Source organism: Haloarcula sp. Atlit-47R (genome assembly GCF_003665985.1).
Classification (GTDB): domain Archaea; phylum Halobacteriota; class Halobacteria; order Halobacteriales; family Haloarculaceae; genus Haloarcula; species Haloarcula taiwanensis.
In genome coordinates, this window is sequence record NZ_QPLQ01000001.1 from 1,361,399 (window position 1) to 1,376,610 (window position 15,212).

Below are 15,212 nucleotides of genomic sequence, written 5' to 3' on the forward strand. Positions count from 1 at the left end.
TCCGTTCAAAGATGCGTACATGGTTTGACCTATCGCGGGGCATATACGCACCAGTCCCATCCCACGTCATGGAATGAGTACCTACGTAACAGCAGCGATAGAATCGACAGCGACGACAGCGCAGATGGGATGTGGCCGATGAGACGACGACGGTTCATCGCCACGGGCGCGGGCGTCGGGGTCGGTCTCCTCGCCGGCTGTTCCGGGTCGAGCGACTCCGGGGGGTCTGACGGGACCAGCGGTGACGGAACCAGTGCCGGCGGCTCCACCGACGAGGACGCGATGACGGACGACGGCGGAACCGTCGGGACGTTCCGGTTGCTGATCAGCGACCAGCCCGCAGCTATCGGCGATTTCGACTCGCTCGATGTGTCATTCTCCAAGGCTCGCATCTTCCGGGCCAAAGACAGCGAGGAGACGGACGAACGCGCAGACGCGACCAAGACTGAAGCGACGGAAGCGGCGACGGCCGAGGCAACTGAGACGGAGACGGCCGAGTCGACCGAGATGGACACGGCGGACGACGACGCCGAGGACGAGGCCGAAGATGGCGAGGACATGGACGAGGAAGCCGATGAGGACGAGGGTGGCTTCGAGGTTCGCGACCTCGACGGCGCAACTGTTGACCTCACCGAGGTCGTCGGGGACAAGGCCATCGGCGTTCTCGACGGTGAACTCGAAGCGGGCCGCTACAGCAAGATCGAACTGTACGCCGAATCCGTCGACGGGGTCGTCGACGGTGAGTCTGTCGACGTGAAGATCCCGAGCGAGAAGCTCCAGCTCACCAAGCCGTTCGAAGTCGTCGCCGGTGAATCGGTCGAGTTCGTCTTCGACATCAACGTCGTCAAGAAGGGTACCGGCGGCTACAATCTCTTGCCGGTTATCTCGGAAAGCGGAGTCGCTGGCAAGGACGTTGAGATCGAGGAGGTCGATAGCAACAGTGTAGAAGACGCGGCTGACGATGAGAAGGAGAACAGCGACGATACCGCCGATGACGAGGAAACAGAGCGCGACTCGATGACGGACTCGGACCGGGGCGGCAACGAAACGACGACCGCCGAGTAACGCTCACTTACGCTTAGTCTTCGATTCGCGACTCCAGTTCCTGAATGACCTCGTCGGTCGTACCGCCGTCGCCGCGAACCGCCTGCGTGTAGCGCTTGTACTCCTGTGGGGACACCTCAACAGTCTTGGTTTCGCCTTTGTGAGAAATCTCAAGTTTCACCGTACCCTGTGGATTGTTCCGCCGCCGGAAGCTCGCCATCGCGGTGAAGACGAACCAGAACGCCACGCACGCCCCGATGAAATACGCCATGGTCGTTTCGAACGCCAGCGTCTGCTCGCCGACCGTCCAGTTGTACGGGTAAGCCATCTGGAACAGCCCGATGCCGACCAAACAGAGGACCGCGCCGACGGCGACGCCGCTCTGTTCCCGGCGGCTTGAGGGAAGTACGGCAACGACACTCAGGAACATTGCGGGAATACCAAGGCCGCCCAGTGTCCCACCGAGTTTCTCGGCAGCGTGGGGCTCAGTTGCGCCAACAACTGCCGACAGCGGCGTCGTTACCAGCAGTATTGCGACGACCACCGTCAGCGCGCCGACACCCCCCAGGGTCGCACCGGCAACGACACGGCGAGGGTCACGCCCCTCCCAACGCCGGTTGCTGTACGCGTCCCCGAGGTTCTCCATACCGACCCGTTAGCACCAGACCTACAAAACGGTACGTCAGACGCGCGTGCGACGCTGTACGGTGGCCAGCGCGTCGTCGCCAGCAGTTGTCAACGTCCCGAGATGGTCGCCGTCGACCGATTCAAACGAGGCGTCCGGAAGCCGCTGTGCGAGAGCTTTCCCCGTCGACGGGGCAACGTTGGCGTCGTTTTGCCCCTGGAACACGCTCACCGGGACCGAAATCTCTTCGAGGGCAAACGGCCATGGCTGTGAAAGCAGTCGCTGCTCGCGGATGATTCCGCTCGGACCGCGTGCCATCGACGTGAGCATATCCGCACGGACGATTCGTGCCACCTCGTCGGCTGCCAGGGCGTCCGTCTCCGGTGTCTCCTCGGCAACGAACCCGACAGCGTAGGACGGGCCCCGGCGAAGGGCGAACCATCGCTGCAGCCGGAACAGCCGCCCGAGCGCCCACGGAGCGTGCCGGGACAGTGCCCCGACAAACTGCTGGACGCGCCCTGTTGTGCCGACTGACGGCGGGCCGCTGCTGCCCAGCAGTGCGAGTCGCTCTATCTCGGGTAATCGATGGCAGGCCAGCGCGAACGGGCCGCCGCCGGAGAAGCCGACGGCACCAGCCGCGTCGACATCGAGGTGGGACAGGAGGTGTGCGGCGTCGTCTGGCCAATCTTCGAGCGTGACAGACGCGTCTTCGGAATTCCCGATACCCGGCCGGTCCGGGGCGATGAGGTGGACGCCGCGTTCGCGGGCCGGTGCGGCAAGCAGCCGTGCGGCGACGTGTGACCCGGGGGTACCGTGACAAAAGAGGACCGGATAGCCGTCGGTGTCGCCGTAGGTGGCGTAGGCCAGCCGCCGGCCGTCTGGGAGCGAGAGCGTCTCCGTCTCGGCGTCGTCGGGCAGCCAGTCAGTGGCTGGAATTGGCGGCGTGGACGGCATTTGTCCTTATTCGCTCTGGATGCGCGGCGCGAGCATGTACGTGACCCTGCCCTGCCCCTCGGCGAAGCTGAAGTGCATCTTGACCGGGAACTCCTCGCCGAGTTCCATCTCGACCTCGGCGTCTTTCGGGATGGCCTTGTTCATGTTCTTCAGGTAATCCAGCGAGAACAGCGAGTGGGCGTCACCAGGGGTGAGGTCGATGAGGTCGTCGCGAGTGAGTTCGAGGTGGACATCGTCGGTGTCGCCCTCGGCGTCGACGTAGAACAGTTCCTCGGTCGCGTCGACGCCCAGCGCGATGTGGTCGCTGACCATGTCCGCGGCGGTGACCGACCGGTCGATGTCTTTGCCCTCGATGACGATATTCGCCGAGAGGTCCAGATCCGGGAGGTCGGGCTCCTGCCGGATGGAGTCGGGGTCGATCAGCGCGAGGGTGTATTCGAGACCGTCGATAGAGATGTGGAGTTTCCGCGTCTCCTCGTCCAGATCGAGGTGGACGAGCTGGCCGGCGTCGGCCATGCCAGCGATGTCTTCGAGGCGGGAGAGATTGACGCCGATGAGCCCACCGTCAGTCTCGTAGGACTCGAACGCCGCCGCGTCGAGCCGCAGGTCGACCATTCCAACGTTTGCCGGGTCGACTGCCCGGATTTCCAGCCCGTCTTCTTCGAGGTGGATCTTGCACTCGTCCACCAGCACGCTCACAGAGTCGAGAGTCGCCTGGAGCGTGTCTGCGCTCACGATGGCGTTGAACATCTTGAACCGGACTATGCCCCCATCCATTAAAAAGTCCCTCATTGAAACCGCGTGCGCGCGAGCGACCGCGAGTGGAACGGCGTTCGCGAGCGATACTGTCAGCAGGGTGATTAGAACGCGACGCGGCAGTTCGCAGCGCTACTCCGGCGAAGCGCTCAGGCTTCCGGTTCGAACACGTCAGGGTTTGCCGAACCCTCGCGGTTGATGACGGCCATCATGCCCTTGCGGGCGACCCGGGAGAGCGCGTGGTCGACCAGTTTGATCGGGCCGGGCACCTCGGCGTGGAGCGTCGCGATGGCACAGGACCCGGGCTTGACCGGCGTGGTCTGGACGAACTTGTTCGGCGGCCCGGCGATAGATCCCTGCTGCCAGACCTCGTCCCAGACGGACCCGATGGGGTGGAAACTGGAGTCGAGGTTCGGCCCGCCGGCCACGAAGTACACGCGAGCGGTGTCGCCGACCGAGATGCTCGGCGCGCCGTACCGGTCCGGCGTGATAGCGTACTTCTCGCCGTTCATCAGGACGTAGGTCGGGTCCTCGGCCGCCATCGCGTCCATGTCGAAGTCGTGGTGGCCCTTCTCGCCGGCCTCGCCGGTGGTGTACAGCTCGTGCTGGCCGAAGTAGAACTCGTGGTCTACTTCGGGGAGCCCGTCTTTCGGCTCGACGAGGATCATCCCGAACATCCCCGAGGAGATGTGCATATCGAGGTTCGGGACCGCACAGTGGTAGATGAACGCGCCGGGGTAGGTCGCCTTGAACCGGAACGTCTCGGTCTGGCCGGGCGTGACCATCGACGCCTCAGCACCGCCCCCGGGGCCGCGGACGGCGTGGAGGTCGATGTTGTGGGGCATCGAGTTGCCCTCCTCGTTCGTGATGGTGAGTTCGACGGTGTCGCCCCGACGGACCCGGACCATCGGGCCGGGAATCTGCCCGTCGAAGGTCATGTACGTGTAGGTGACGCCCGGCTCGATTTCCGCGACCTGCTCTTTGGTGGTCATCTCCACCGACACCGTCTTCGGCTGTGAGCGGTCGATGGGGTCCGGGATGTCGGTCGGGTCCGCGGCAATACGGTCGACGTCGGTCTGCTGTGCGGCGTTCATAGCTGGCTCCTGTGGGGTCGTCTCCGCTTCGGTCGATTGTTCTTTTGCACCCGGTGCGCTGGCACAGCCCGCAAGGGCGGCCGTGCCGACGCCCAGGGCTTCTAACACCCGCCTCCGCGTCGCCGTCGGAATAGTTGACATCGGGGGGTCACTTCCTACAGATGGGACTCGGCGCGTGACCTGTATATATGGGGCCGGCGAATCTCAGCCGTTGAGACGCGTTCTTATGCGGTAAGAACGGCACTGAACGTGTTCGGGTTGGTGGTAATGTAGTCCCGGAAACTGCCGACATCCCGGTCCGCTTCCGAGCAACTGATAGCGGCCGTCGTGCAGTGGTGACCGAAAACTCCGAGTCGGCATCCATTTGAGCGCTGACCGCTTCCGTGGTACTATGACTGCGATTTCGCCATCTTTCGACGGTCGAGACGCACGCGATGTGTGGTAACCATGTCGGGCAAAGACGACTACTACAACAGAGCGAAGCAGGAGGGGTATCGCGCGCGGTCAGCCTACAAGCTCCAGCAACTGGACGACACGGCCGGCCTGCTCGGCGAGGGACGGACCGTCGTCGACCTCGGGGCCGCCCCGGGCGGCTGGATGCAGGTCGCGGCCGAGCGCATCGGCGAGCGCGGGACGCTGGTCGGTGTCGACCGCCAGACCATCGACGATTTGGAGGACCCCGAACCGACCGTCGAGTACGTCCGCGGCGACATGACTGAGGACAGCACGAAAGACGAAATCCGGGACATAGTCGGCGAGAGCGACGGCGAGGGCGGCCCGGTCGACGTGGTCATCTCCGACATGGCTCCGAACATGACCGGGCAGTACGACCTCGACCACGCCCGGTCCGTCCATCTGGTCCGGCAGGCCTTCGAGGTCGCGACGGACCTGCTCGATGCCGGCGGGGACTTCTGTGCGAAAGTGTTCGACGGGCAGGACCTAGACGACCTCATCGCCGACATCGAACCGGAGTTCGAGTACGTCCGCGAGGTCCGTCCCGACGCCTCGCGGGACTCCTCCTCGGAGCTGTATCTGGTGGCGAAACACCGCCTGACCGGGCCGGTCCGCGAGGGTGATATCATCGACGTCACCATCGACGACATCGGCGAGGAGGGCGACGGTATCGCCAAAGTCGAGAACTTCACCGTCTTCGTCAGCGGTGTCGAAGAGGGCGAAACAGTCGAGGTCCGCATCGACGACGTGAAGCCCCGGTACGCGTTCGCTGAACCGGTCGAATAAGCCGCTTGCAGCTGTTTTCAGTCGGCGCTCGCCGGGGCCGTAACGACGTCGTTTCGGCGGGCGAAGCCGACGACAGCGTAGACGAACGGCGTGTCGACGACAGCGATAGCGAGCTTTAACAGGTACTGGCCGACGATGAGCGCCAGCGCCTCGGCCGGTGGGACGCCCTGAAACAGGACGAAGCCGACGCCGACGAAGATGACCGTATCGATAAGCTGGCTGGAGGCCGTCGAACCGATGTTGCGGAGCCAGAGCTTCTCGCCGTCGGTTCGGTCCCGAAGCCAGTGGAAGACGAACACGTCCCAGTTCTGGCTCACGACGTAGGCCGACAGGCTGGCAACGACGATGGCTGTGCTGGCCCCGAGGACGTTCCGGAAGGCCGCGAGGTCGACTGGCTGTGCCGACTGCGGGAGGCCGGGCGCGAAGATGGTGCTCCAGACCAGCGCCAGCAGGACGAAGTTCATCGCGAACCCGACGTTGACGACGACCGTCGCGGCCCGCCGGCCGTACAGTTCGGCGTAGCAGTCAGAAGCGAAGAACGTCAGCGCGTACGCCAGCGCGGCCCCCGGCAGGACGAGCGTCGACCCCGCAAGCGGGAGCGAAAACGGCAGCGAGAACGCCAGAAGCTTCGAGGCGGTCACCTGCGAGGTGACCAGCGCCGTCACGAACAGCGCGACGAGACCGACGCGCACCGCCTCCGACCGCTCACTGGTCATCGTCGAGTCGTCCCTGCCGTTCATCGATGTCGTCGAGCATGTCAAGCGTCTTTCGCACCGAAGCGCGGATAGCCTCGCTCCGGTTGACGAACTTCCCGTCTTCGCCGACGTGCTTGTCGATGTCGTTCAGCAGCTCGGCCGGGACTTCGACGCTTATCTTGGGCATATCTGGAGAATATATCGAGCATATGCTTAGCCACTGTGGTTTGCCGACCGGGCGTATCGCCCTCCGTAGATAATATATACCGAGACAACTACCTGATATATTTTCATCCTCTCATTTAATATCTGAAATATGAATACATTGAAACGACGTACCGTACTTTGAGCGTTCCGCTGGCACTCGAGATGTCGGGCTGTAGCAGTGAGAACGGTGCTGACCAAGACGATACCGCCGACCGAGCGTCGCAGTGCGACAGACGCGCAGTTGACGACCGCGACGGTGGCACAAATATCGTCGAATAACGTCCCGTGACCTGTAGCTGAGTACGACTCTCAGTCGGCGGGTTCGCTGCGGCGGTTCGACGTCCGCCGGCCGCCGAGCGTGTACACCCAGAGGACGCCGAGTCCGAGCAGGTACGCAAGCGCGGTTGGAATACCGACGATGAACATCGTGAAGATGCCGCTGGGCGAGAGGATCGCCGAGAGGGCGACGATGGCGATGACGACCTCTCGCCAGCGCTCGTACATCAGCCGGAACGGAATGATACCGCCCTTGTGGAAGAGGAACATCGTCACTGGAATCTCGGCCAGCAGGCCGATGCCGATGGTGAGGAAGAACACGAGCCAGCCGAAGTTGCTCACCCGATAGGCGATGACCATGTTCGAGTTCAATTGGTCGTAGGCGATCCAGGAGATGGTCATCGGGGCCACGTAGAGGAACCCGAGCAGGCTTCCGCCGATGAGTGCGGCAAACAGCGTCCCGCCCCAGATACCCAGGATGTTGCGGTTCCCGATGACCAGGCCGCGCTCGCGCATCGCCGGCCACGCGAAGTACAGCACCACGGGAATGACTGCAACGGCCCCGAGTATCGTCGAGAACTTGACGATGAACACGAGGTGCTCCACGGGGTGGAGCGTGACGATGCTCACGTCGGCGGCCATCTCCGGCGGGAGCCGGCTAACGAACGTCCGCTGAATCGTCCCGATGCCACCCTGATAGAGGAACAGGAACGCGGCGGCAAGCACCGCCCCGAAGATGCCCAGAATCACGAACGCCCGGGAGGCTAAGGCGCTGAGGATGAACTGGATGTCGTAGTAGTAGCCGCCGATCTCGTCTTCGGTTGTTTCGTCCTCGGTGAACGCGTCGACCATGCCAGCGGTCGTCGAGGTGAACACGCCCGCTTCTTCCTCCGATTCAGCGGCCCCGTCCGCGGTATCGCCGGTCTCGCTTCCCGGGTCGTCTTCGTGGGCCATGTCCCAGCGGTCGAGGACGGCCTGCGCTTTCTCCTTGTTGTCGTCCGCAAGCGCGCGGTCGGCGTGGGCAAGCGCCTCGTCCTCGCTCATCTCCTCGAACACTTCGGGCGGTGCGACCTCGACGGCCGAGGCGTTGAGTTCGCTGATGTCGATGGCCGTCGGGTCGCCCACCTGACCGGGACCGGCCTTCTCCGAGAGCGCGGTCAGGACGTGGTAGTACAGGACGACGACAGCACCGATGACACCGAACCCGACGGCGAGAAGTACTGCTGTACTCTCGACCGGGAGGCCGAATAGTGCCGGCGGCTGGATGTCACCAGTGAGCCGGTCGGACGGGAACACTTCAGCGAACTGCTGGATGTACTGGAACGCCGGCGTCGCTAGGACGTAGTACACCACACCGCCGCCAAGCACTGCACCGCCGAGAATCGTGTTCCAGTGCTCTCGGGCGACGGCACTGGTACTGACGAGGTCACCGGAGCGTCTGACCAACATTGCAAGCTTCGCCAGCGCGAGGCTGATACCGTAGAGGCCACACAGCGGCGCGGCCCACATAATCTGGGTGAACGGGTCCGGCGGCGAGAACAGCGCGCCGAAGGCGAAGATACCCATCACCGCGTAGCGCCACTTGTCACGGAACGTCTCGTAGGGGACGATTTCGGTGTATGAAAGCACCGTCATCACGAGCGGCAGCTGGGCGGCGAGGCCGAAAGAGATGGCCAGCAGAAAGACGAACTGAAACCACTTGACGATGGAGTACTGTGGCGTGAAGCCGGCCTTGAACGCGTCCCCGGCGAGGAAGTTGAACATCAGCGGGAAGAACAGCTCGTAGGCGTAGGCGACACCGCCGAAAAACAGCCCTAAGCTGATCGTGACGAACAGCGCGCCCTTCCAGGTCGGGATGTGCTCGGCCGGCCACCAGCCCCGCTGGCGGAGCCCATCGCGGCCGAAGTATATCAACAGCGGCAGCGACATGAGAATTCCGATGACGGCTCCGATTTTCACCTGCAGGAGGATGACATCGAACGGTGTGACCGCGACGATACTCGTGGCTTCCTGCGTGGTGAGGTCCATCTGCGAGTACAGGAGATCGGCGCGCAGCGTGTCCCAGACGCCGTACTGCAGTCCCATGATCGTGCCGATCATCCCGATGACGAAGACGACGAACACCTTCTGGAGGTGCACCTGCGCCGAGCGAAGCATCGCACCGAGCGTCGCCCGCCCGCTCTGGACCGTCTGGACGGTGTCCTCGTCGATAGCACTCGCCATCTTCTCTGTGCCTAGCCCAGTGGGCGTTATCAATTTATTCATCCCGGTGACAGCCACTGCTCGAAAAGAAAGTTTACAACACCCACCGTCTAAGCCGGGGACAGATGGAGGACGGTGACGCAGACGACGAGCGGCGCAGGCCCGATGAGCCGCCACTACCGTCCGACGACGAGGCCGACGAGTCGGCGGTCCCCACCGACCCGGTGGCCGAGGCCGATGCCAACCGGGAGACGGCCGAGGTGACAGGCCCGGGTCCCGCGCCGGCCGGCGGTGACGAGGACACTGTTGGCTCGCACGCCGCGCCGACCGAAGCCGAATCCAGCGATGGGCTGTTCGACCGGGATGCGTCGGATATCGCCGCCGCCGTCCCGGCGGACGTTCCGACCGACTGGGGCAAGTCGACGCCGTCACCGGCTGGTGGCAGTGCCACACCGACCCACGGCGGCGGGAACGCGCCCACCTACGACCCGGATGAGGACATCGTCGACGAGGGCGCGCCCGACGACGAGGAGATGCCCCTCGCCGACCACGTCGAGGAGATGGCGATGCGGCTGTTCGTCGTCGTCGGCGTGATGGCCGTCGTCGCCGTCATCGCCCTGCCGTACTCCGACGAACTCATCAACTTCCTGTGGTACTCCTTCCTCGACGGGCCGGCTGAGGCCTGCGGACAGGTCGCGACCAACGCCGAGGGCAGCGTCGTCGAGGGTGCGGACTGCCCGAACGTATACAATCCGCTCGCGCTCATCTTGGCGCGGCTGAAAGTGTCGTCACTGGTCGGCTTTATCGTCGCGCTCCCGGTGTTCGTCTACCAGACGTACCTGTTCATGCGACCGGGGCTGTACCCCCGCGAGCGGCGCTACTACCTCGCGGCGGTCCCGACGAGTCTCGTGCTCGCGGCCGTCGGCGTCGGCTTCGCGTACTTCGCGGTCCTGCGGGCGATGTTCGATTACTTCATCACCTACTCCGACCGCGCGGCCGACCTCGCCTTTGGCCTCAGCGAGACGTTCAACCTCATCATCCTGATGCTCGGGCTGTTCGCGCTCATCTTCCAGATTCCGCTGTTCGTGATGCTCGCGGTGATGATGGGCGTGACGACGCGCCAGTGGCTTCAGGACCGGCGGCTGTACTTCTGGGGTGGCTTCGCCGCCGTGGCGTTCCTGTTCAGTCCCGACCCGACCGGGATGGCCCCGCTGATGGTCGCGGTGACGATGATCGGCCTGTTCGAGGGGACCCTGTTGCTCCTGCGGTGGACCGGCAGCACGTCACCGGTCCCGACGGCGGACGACCTCGCCGCGCGCCGTCCGGCCGCGTGGCTGACAGCCGGCATCGCCGGCTACATCCTCAGCCCCGCACCGGTCCCGACGGGCTACTACGAGCAATTGCCAGCCACAGTGACTGAGACGCTCGCAGCCGTCGGCCTCGGCAACGCCACGCCGATGCTCGTCGGCGGCGGGATGATCGTCCTGTTCGAGGCGCTAGCCTACGTGAACAAGAACTACTACGGCTCGGTCAAGCTCTGGCGCGGGTTCCGGGCCGCCCGCCTGCCGGTGTGGGCTGTCGCCATCGTCGTCGGCTACCTCGGCAGCCCTGACCCGACGCTGTTCCGGCTCGTGAACCAGTTCAGCCTCCCGCGAAACGCCGCCATCGCCGCCGCCGCCGGCCTTGTCCTCCTCTACGAGGGGACCATCGCCGTCGCGCGCTGGCGAAACCGGGGTGAATAAGATGAGGACCCTACTTGTCGCCCGGCACGGGGAGACCACCTGGAACCGCGACGGTCGTATTCAGGGGTGGGCCCCGAGTCGGCTGACCGACCAAGGACAGAAGCAGGCCACGGCGCTCGGAACATGGCTCGATGAGCGCTACGGCGTCGACCGCGTCTTCGCCTCGGACCTCCGGCGCACCCGCGAGACGGCCGCTGCGGTCGGTGACGGCTACGGCGGCCTGCCCGACTGCGCGTTCGACACCGACTGGCGCGAGCGCGGCTTCGGAATCATGCAGGGCCTGTACGCCGACGAACTGCTCGATGAGTTCCCCGACCACGACCGGGACGCGAGCGTCATCTCACTCGATGCGGCCCCGGAAGGCGGCGAGGGCATCCCGACCTTCCGCGGACGGGTCGAGTCGGCCTGGGACCGGGCAATCGCGACGACCGATGCTGGCGAGACGACGCTGGTGGTTACCCACGGCGGCGTCATCAAGGTCTTGCTGGCGAAGCTCACGGACAGAGACCCCGACGCGGCGCTGGCCGAGGACTCACAGCTGAACTGCGCCGTCAACGAGATTCGGCTCGACGGTGACGAGCCGGAACTGGTCGGCGAGGAACTGACCGGCTGGCAGGCGCTGCTTGACTGACTGCGTGGTGTCGCCGTTTCTCGATGCTATCCCGACCAGAAGTATCATTCTGTGCTCCCACCGGTGACCACTGCAAGTACCAGCGACTGCGGATGGTCGACGCGCCGTGGCTCTGATTATCTTATTAACAGAAGATAGAGGGCAACGAGTGTCAGTACTACTGCCCCGATAGCACTGTCAACGGCCGGTGTCACCGTAACGAACCGTCCCGGAACGAGTTTCGAGAGCACGTACGCAATAACAATCAATAGTGGTGCAATACGCTCCAACTTGTACTCGGATTCCGCGTCTTCGGTCGATTGTGCGAGAACCCACGGGATAGCGAGCAACGAGCCGACACCGAGTACGAGAAGCGCCGAATCAATGAGGAGGGCGAGTTCCATGTGGTAGCGTGGTATACCTGCGGTGTTTGGGTAGCTGGCCGCACGGATGGCCGAAACTGGTTCCGAATCGATTCCAGACCTGCCGCGGTCTGCTGCCGTCTGAGACACTCACCTCGACGGCATCCCAGTACTTGTGTGTTATCGTACACTCCCAATCACAATGAAAGTGCCACTCTACGTGCCTGATCGTCTCGCGGAGCAACGATGGCTGACTGACGTACTCGTCAGAGAAGATAGCGTCGTCAGTCGACGGACGGGTAGTCGGCGTCGAAGACGTTGCTGACCACGTCCTCCGTCTCTTCTTCCGCTGGCTCCTCCGTTTCTGGGCTCACACTGCCGGTTTCGTACCCGTGGAGGTCGAGCGTCACGTGGTCGAAGCCACAGTCCTCGATGTGGTCGCGGGCGGTGCGGACGAAGTCGGGGTCGAGCGCGGTTTCGAGTTCTTCTTCGCCGACCTCGATGCGGGCGAGGCCGTCGTGGTCGCGCACACGGAACTGCTCGAAGCCCCACGTTCGCAGGAGACGCTCAGCCTTCTCGACGCGGGAGAGGCGTTCCTCCGTCACTTCGAGGCCAGTCGGAATCCGCGAGGAGAGACACGCCATCGAGGGCTTGTCGGCCACGGAGAGGTCATACTCGCGGGCGATCTCTCGGACCTCCTCTTTCTCGATGTCGTGTTCCAGCAGCGGGGAGTAGGCGTCAAGTTCCTCGACGGCACGGAGGCCGGGCCGGTGGCCCTCGCCCACGTCTGAGGCGTTCGTCCCATCACACACCACGTCAATACCGAGTTCGCGGGCGCGGTCGTACATCGCGCCCAGGCGCATCGACCGGCAGTGGTAACACCGCATGTCGTCGTTCTGTATGAACTCCTCGCTGTCGAGCTCGGAGAACTCCACGATCTCGTGTCGGATGCCGATCTCCTCGGCGACGCGGGTGGCGTCGGTAAGCTCGGCGGCGGGGAGCGTCTCAGACTTGGCGGTACAGGCGATGGCGTCGTCGCCGAGGGCGTCGTGCGCCAGCGCGGCGACGACACTCGAATCGACACCACCGGAGAAGGCGATCAGCACGCCGTCTCGCGACTTGAGGTCTTCGCGGGCGGCCGCTAGCTTCTCCGAAACAGCAGACATGGAACGTCTTTCTCGGTGGAGCACAAAAACGCCTTCGCGTTCGGTGTTCGACTGACTGAGCCGGGGCGGTTGACCGCTCCGCTGCCGCCGGAGCCGCTGGCAACGGGTTTTTTCTCGCTGGCGTCGAATGGGCGGGCAGATGGAGCTCGAATCGGTTCCGGGCGTCGGGGCGAAAACAGCCGCGGCGCTCCGGGAATTAGACGATCCGGAGGCGGCACTCCGGGACGGCGACGTGGCGTCGCTCGCACGCGCACCGGGTATCAGCGAGGGCCGGGCCGCCCGCATCGCTCGCGGTGCGATCCGGGCTGAACACGACGACCCCGGTGGGTTCACCGCGACGAAACGCGCCCGCGAGGTCTACGCGGACGCGCTGGCGCTGCTGACTGACCGGACAGTGACTGACTACGCCGCGAAGCGCCTGGAAACGATTTACCCCAGTGGCGTCCGCAGCCGTATCGAGGAAGTCCGCTCGTTCGCCGAGTCGGCGATGACCCGCGACCCAGACCCAGCGGTTCTCGACGCTCTCTCTGCCGTCGAACCGCTTGCCGAACCCGGCGATGTGCGGGTGCGGGACCGGTGTCTGGCGACCCGCGACGCCGAGCGCTACGCCGACGCGCAGGCCGCGATTCCGGAGGTCAGCGTCGAGGTCGTCGACGACGCCCGTCAGCTGGCCGAACTCGCCCGTTCGTACTCGACGGTCATCGCGCTGGATGAAGCATTCGCCGGCGTCGACATCGAGGGCGACGTGCGCGTGGAGCCGACCGCACTGGAGGAGCCCGAATCCGTTGTGCCCGAGCGAGTCCTCACCTTCTTTGCCCGCAACTGCGACCGGATACGGGCCGCCGCCGAGGTCCACCGCGTCGCCGACCTCAACGCGCCGTGTGACCTGGAGACGCTCCTGTCGGCGCTGGAGCAGCTCGACGAGGACGGGGGCGTCAGCGGTGACGAGGAACTCGACCGCCTGACCACTGCGGTCGACGACCTCGATGCCGCGGTCTCAACCGCCGAGAGCGTCGCCAACGACCACCTCCGAGAGGCCATTGAGGAGCAGGATGTGACCATCGAGGGGACGGACCTGCTGTCGCTGGTTGAGCGCGGCGCGGGCGTCGACTCGCTCCTCCAGCGTGAACTCGCCAACGAGTACGCCGCGGCTGTCGAGAAGGCCCGCGACCACCTCGTCGATGCCCTGGCGCTCCGGGACATGGAGGCGACGGCGCGCCGGGCCTTCCCCGACGAGCCCGCCTATCCCGTCGAACACAGCGAAGACGTCGTCGCCCGTCTCCGCGAGGAACTGACCGCCGCGCGCGACCAGCGCGCGACCCGCCGGAAGCGGGAACTGGCCGACGACCTCGCCGAGATGCGCGAGGACGCCGCGGCGCTGGTCGACGCCGCGCTGGAACTCGACGTAGAGCTTGCCATCGCGCGCTTTGCCGACGATTTCGATTGCACGATGCCAGACGTTACCGAGTCCGAGGGGGTCGCAATCGAGGGCGGACGCTCGCCACTGCTCGACGTGTCCTTTGAGGCCGTCGAGCCAGTCGACTACGCTGTCGACGGTGTGACCGTCCTTTCAGGCGTCAACAGCGGCGGGAAGACCTCGACGCTGGACCTCGTCGCACTCGTGACGACGCTGTCCCACATGGGCCTGCCCGTCCCGGCAGAGTCAGCCCGTGTCGGGCGGATTTCTGAACTCCACTACCACGCCAAGACGCAGGGGACGCTCGACGCCGGCGCGTTCGAAGCGACGCTTCGGGAGTTTGGCGACCTCGTCGCGGACGTGGACCACCGCAACTCAGAACCAGACGCCGGTGGCGATACTGATGGACCAGTAGCCGGGACCGACAACCGCCCGGTGATGGTGTTGGTCGACGAACTTGAATCGATAACTGAGCCGGGGGCCAGCGCGAAGATTATGGCCGGTATCCTCGAAGCGCTGGGCGAACGGCAGGCGACGGCCATCTTCGTCTCGCATCTCGCCCGCGACATCCGCGAGGCCGCCGACACCGACATCAGCATCGACGGTATCGAGGCAAAGGGGCTGGAGGACGGCGAACTGCGCGTCGAGCGCTCGCCGGTCAAGGGCAAGCTCGCCCGCTCGACGCCGGAGCTCATCGTTGAGAAGCTCGCCGACGACGGAACCAAGGACGGCTTCTACGGCGACCTGCTCGAAAAGTTCGAGTAGCGACGGCCGGCGAAACCGCGCCCCTCGCGCACCTGTCACTGCTCGTGAAGCTGTGGCA

General features: G+C 64.8%; 14 protein-coding genes. 5 read left to right on the forward strand and 9 right to left on the reverse strand.

Going from position 1 to position 15,212, the window contains the following annotated elements; genetic code table 11:
* The first annotated feature begins 138 nt into the window (after window positions 1-138).
* The gene (locus DVK00_RS07125) at window positions 139-1,065 is read left to right on the forward strand and encodes a DUF4382 domain-containing protein (protein ID WP_198560207.1); all 927 of its coding nucleotides are present in this window, start codon (window positions 139-141) and stop codon (window positions 1,063-1,065) included.
* Between the two features lie 13 nt (window positions 1,066-1,078).
* Here DVK00_RS07125 and DVK00_RS07130 read toward each other — a convergent pair whose 3' ends face one another.
* From DVK00_RS07130 to nirK, 4 genes are all read right to left on the reverse strand, one after another.
* Window positions 1,079-1,690 (reverse strand): hypothetical protein, encoded by a 612-nt coding sequence (locus tag DVK00_RS07130; protein WP_121577488.1) that lies wholly within the window; start codon window positions 1,688-1,690, stop codon window positions 1,079-1,081.
* Window positions 1,691-1,726: 36 nt separating this feature from the next.
* Window positions 1,727-2,623, reverse strand: coding sequence for an alpha/beta fold hydrolase (locus DVK00_RS07135; protein WP_101348925.1), 897 nt, complete (start codon window positions 2,621-2,623; stop codon window positions 1,727-1,729).
* A gap of 6 nt (window positions 2,624-2,629) precedes the next feature.
* Window positions 2,630-3,373 (reverse strand): DNA polymerase sliding clamp, encoded by a 744-nt coding sequence (locus tag DVK00_RS07140; protein ID WP_004516027.1) that lies wholly within the window; start codon window positions 3,371-3,373, stop codon window positions 2,630-2,632.
* A gap of 155 nt (window positions 3,374-3,528) precedes the next feature.
* On the reverse strand, window positions 3,529-4,614 hold the full coding sequence (gene nirK, locus DVK00_RS07145) for a copper-containing nitrite reductase (RefSeq protein ID WP_121577489.1): 1,086 nt from the start codon (window positions 4,612-4,614) through the stop codon (window positions 3,529-3,531).
* 306 nt (window positions 4,615-4,920) lie between these two features.
* Here nirK and DVK00_RS07150 point away from each other — a divergent pair, with 306 nt between their 5' ends.
* Window positions 4,921-5,712: a 23S rRNA (uridine(2552)-2'-O)-methyltransferase gene (locus DVK00_RS07150; protein WP_101348927.1), complete on the forward strand. Its 792-nt coding sequence runs from the start codon at window positions 4,921-4,923 to the stop codon at window positions 5,710-5,712.
* Between the two features lie 17 nt (window positions 5,713-5,729).
* Here DVK00_RS07150 and DVK00_RS07155 read toward each other — a convergent pair whose 3' ends face one another.
* The 3 genes from DVK00_RS07155 to DVK00_RS07165 all read right to left on the reverse strand — a co-directional run bounded on the left by DVK00_RS07155 (window position 5,730) and on the right by DVK00_RS07165 (window position 9,113).
* Window positions 5,730-6,428, reverse strand: coding sequence for a queuosine precursor transporter (locus tag DVK00_RS07155; protein WP_101348928.1), 699 nt, complete (start codon window positions 6,426-6,428; stop codon window positions 5,730-5,732).
* Complete coding sequence (locus DVK00_RS07160) at window positions 6,418-6,594, reverse strand: ribbon-helix-helix domain-containing protein (RefSeq protein ID WP_101348929.1); 177 nt, start codon at window positions 6,592-6,594, stop codon at window positions 6,418-6,420. The genes DVK00_RS07155 and DVK00_RS07160 overlap by 11 nt, the downstream gene beginning before the upstream one ends.
* 329 nt (window positions 6,595-6,923) lie before the next feature.
* Entirely contained in the window at window positions 6,924-9,113 is a 2,190-nt protein-coding gene (locus DVK00_RS07165) for a twin-arginine translocase subunit TatC (protein ID WP_121536043.1), read from the reverse strand.
* A gap of 104 nt (window positions 9,114-9,217) precedes the next feature.
* Between DVK00_RS07165 and DVK00_RS07170 the strand changes: the two genes are divergently transcribed.
* Both DVK00_RS07170 and DVK00_RS07175 read left to right on the forward strand, forming a co-directional pair.
* Window positions 9,218-10,834 (forward strand): twin-arginine translocase subunit TatC, encoded by a 1,617-nt coding sequence (locus DVK00_RS07170; RefSeq protein ID WP_121577490.1) that lies wholly within the window; start codon window positions 9,218-9,220, stop codon window positions 10,832-10,834.
* Window position 10,835: 1 nt separating this feature from the next.
* Complete coding sequence (locus DVK00_RS07175; protein WP_121577491.1) at window positions 10,836-11,465, forward strand: histidine phosphatase family protein; 630 nt, start codon at window positions 10,836-10,838, stop codon at window positions 11,463-11,465.
* A gap of 116 nt (window positions 11,466-11,581) precedes the next feature.
* Here the strand turns inward: DVK00_RS07175 and DVK00_RS07180 are convergent, their stop codons facing one another.
* Both DVK00_RS07180 and larE read right to left on the reverse strand, forming a co-directional pair.
* Window positions 11,582-11,848 (reverse strand): hypothetical protein, encoded by a 267-nt coding sequence (locus DVK00_RS07180; RefSeq protein ID WP_050037359.1) that lies wholly within the window; start codon window positions 11,846-11,848, stop codon window positions 11,582-11,584.
* Between the two features lie 242 nt (window positions 11,849-12,090).
* Entirely contained in the window at window positions 12,091-12,972 is an 882-nt protein-coding gene (gene larE, locus DVK00_RS07185; RefSeq protein ID WP_101348934.1) for an ATP-dependent sacrificial sulfur transferase LarE, read from the reverse strand.
* A 139-nt stretch (window positions 12,973-13,111) separates the two neighbouring features.
* On the opposite strand from larE, the gene DVK00_RS07190 reads away from it, so the two are divergent.
* Window positions 13,112-15,154, forward strand: a complete 2,043-nt coding sequence (locus DVK00_RS07190) for a helix-hairpin-helix domain-containing protein (protein ID WP_121577492.1) — start codon at window positions 13,112-13,114, stop codon at window positions 15,152-15,154.
* Window positions 15,155-15,212 lie beyond the last annotated feature (58 nt).

Excerpts from the sequence above, each read along its gene's own strand:
- DVK00_RS07125 (WP_198560207.1), top strand. The coding sequence starts at position 139 with ATGAGACGACGACGGTTCATCGCCACGGGCGCGGGCGTCGGGGTCGGT.
- DVK00_RS07130 (WP_121577488.1), bottom strand. The coding sequence starts at position 1,690 with ATGGAGAACCTCGGGGACGCGTACAGCAACCGGCGTTGGGAGGGGCGT.
- DVK00_RS07135 (WP_101348925.1), bottom strand. The coding sequence starts at position 2,623 with ATGCCGTCCACGCCGCCAATTCCAGCCACTGACTGGCTGCCCGACGAC.
- DVK00_RS07140 (WP_004516027.1), bottom strand. The coding sequence starts at position 3,373 with ATGTTCAACGCCATCGTGAGCGCAGACACGCTCCAGGCGACTCTCGAC.
- nirK (WP_121577489.1), bottom strand. The coding sequence starts at position 4,614 with ATGTCAACTATTCCGACGGCGACGCGGAGGCGGGTGTTAGAAGCCCTG.
- DVK00_RS07150 (WP_101348927.1), top strand. The coding sequence starts at position 4,921 with ATGTCGGGCAAAGACGACTACTACAACAGAGCGAAGCAGGAGGGGTAT.
- DVK00_RS07155 (WP_101348928.1), bottom strand. The coding sequence starts at position 6,428 with ATGACCAGTGAGCGGTCGGAGGCGGTGCGCGTCGGTCTCGTCGCGCTG.
- DVK00_RS07160 (WP_101348929.1), bottom strand. The coding sequence starts at position 6,594 with ATGCCCAAGATAAGCGTCGAAGTCCCGGCCGAGCTGCTGAACGACATC.
- DVK00_RS07165 (WP_121536043.1), bottom strand. The coding sequence starts at position 9,113 with ATGGCGAGTGCTATCGACGAGGACACCGTCCAGACGGTCCAGAGCGGG.
- DVK00_RS07170 (WP_121577490.1), top strand. The coding sequence starts at position 9,218 with ATGGAGGACGGTGACGCAGACGACGAGCGGCGCAGGCCCGATGAGCCG.
- DVK00_RS07175 (WP_121577491.1), top strand. The coding sequence starts at position 10,836 with ATGAGGACCCTACTTGTCGCCCGGCACGGGGAGACCACCTGGAACCGC.
- DVK00_RS07180 (WP_050037359.1), bottom strand. The coding sequence starts at position 11,848 with ATGGAACTCGCCCTCCTCATTGATTCGGCGCTTCTCGTACTCGGTGTC.
- larE (WP_101348934.1), bottom strand. The coding sequence starts at position 12,972 with ATGTCTGCTGTTTCGGAGAAGCTAGCGGCCGCCCGCGAAGACCTCAAG.
- DVK00_RS07190 (WP_121577492.1), top strand. The coding sequence starts at position 13,112 with ATGGAGCTCGAATCGGTTCCGGGCGTCGGGGCGAAAACAGCCGCGGCG.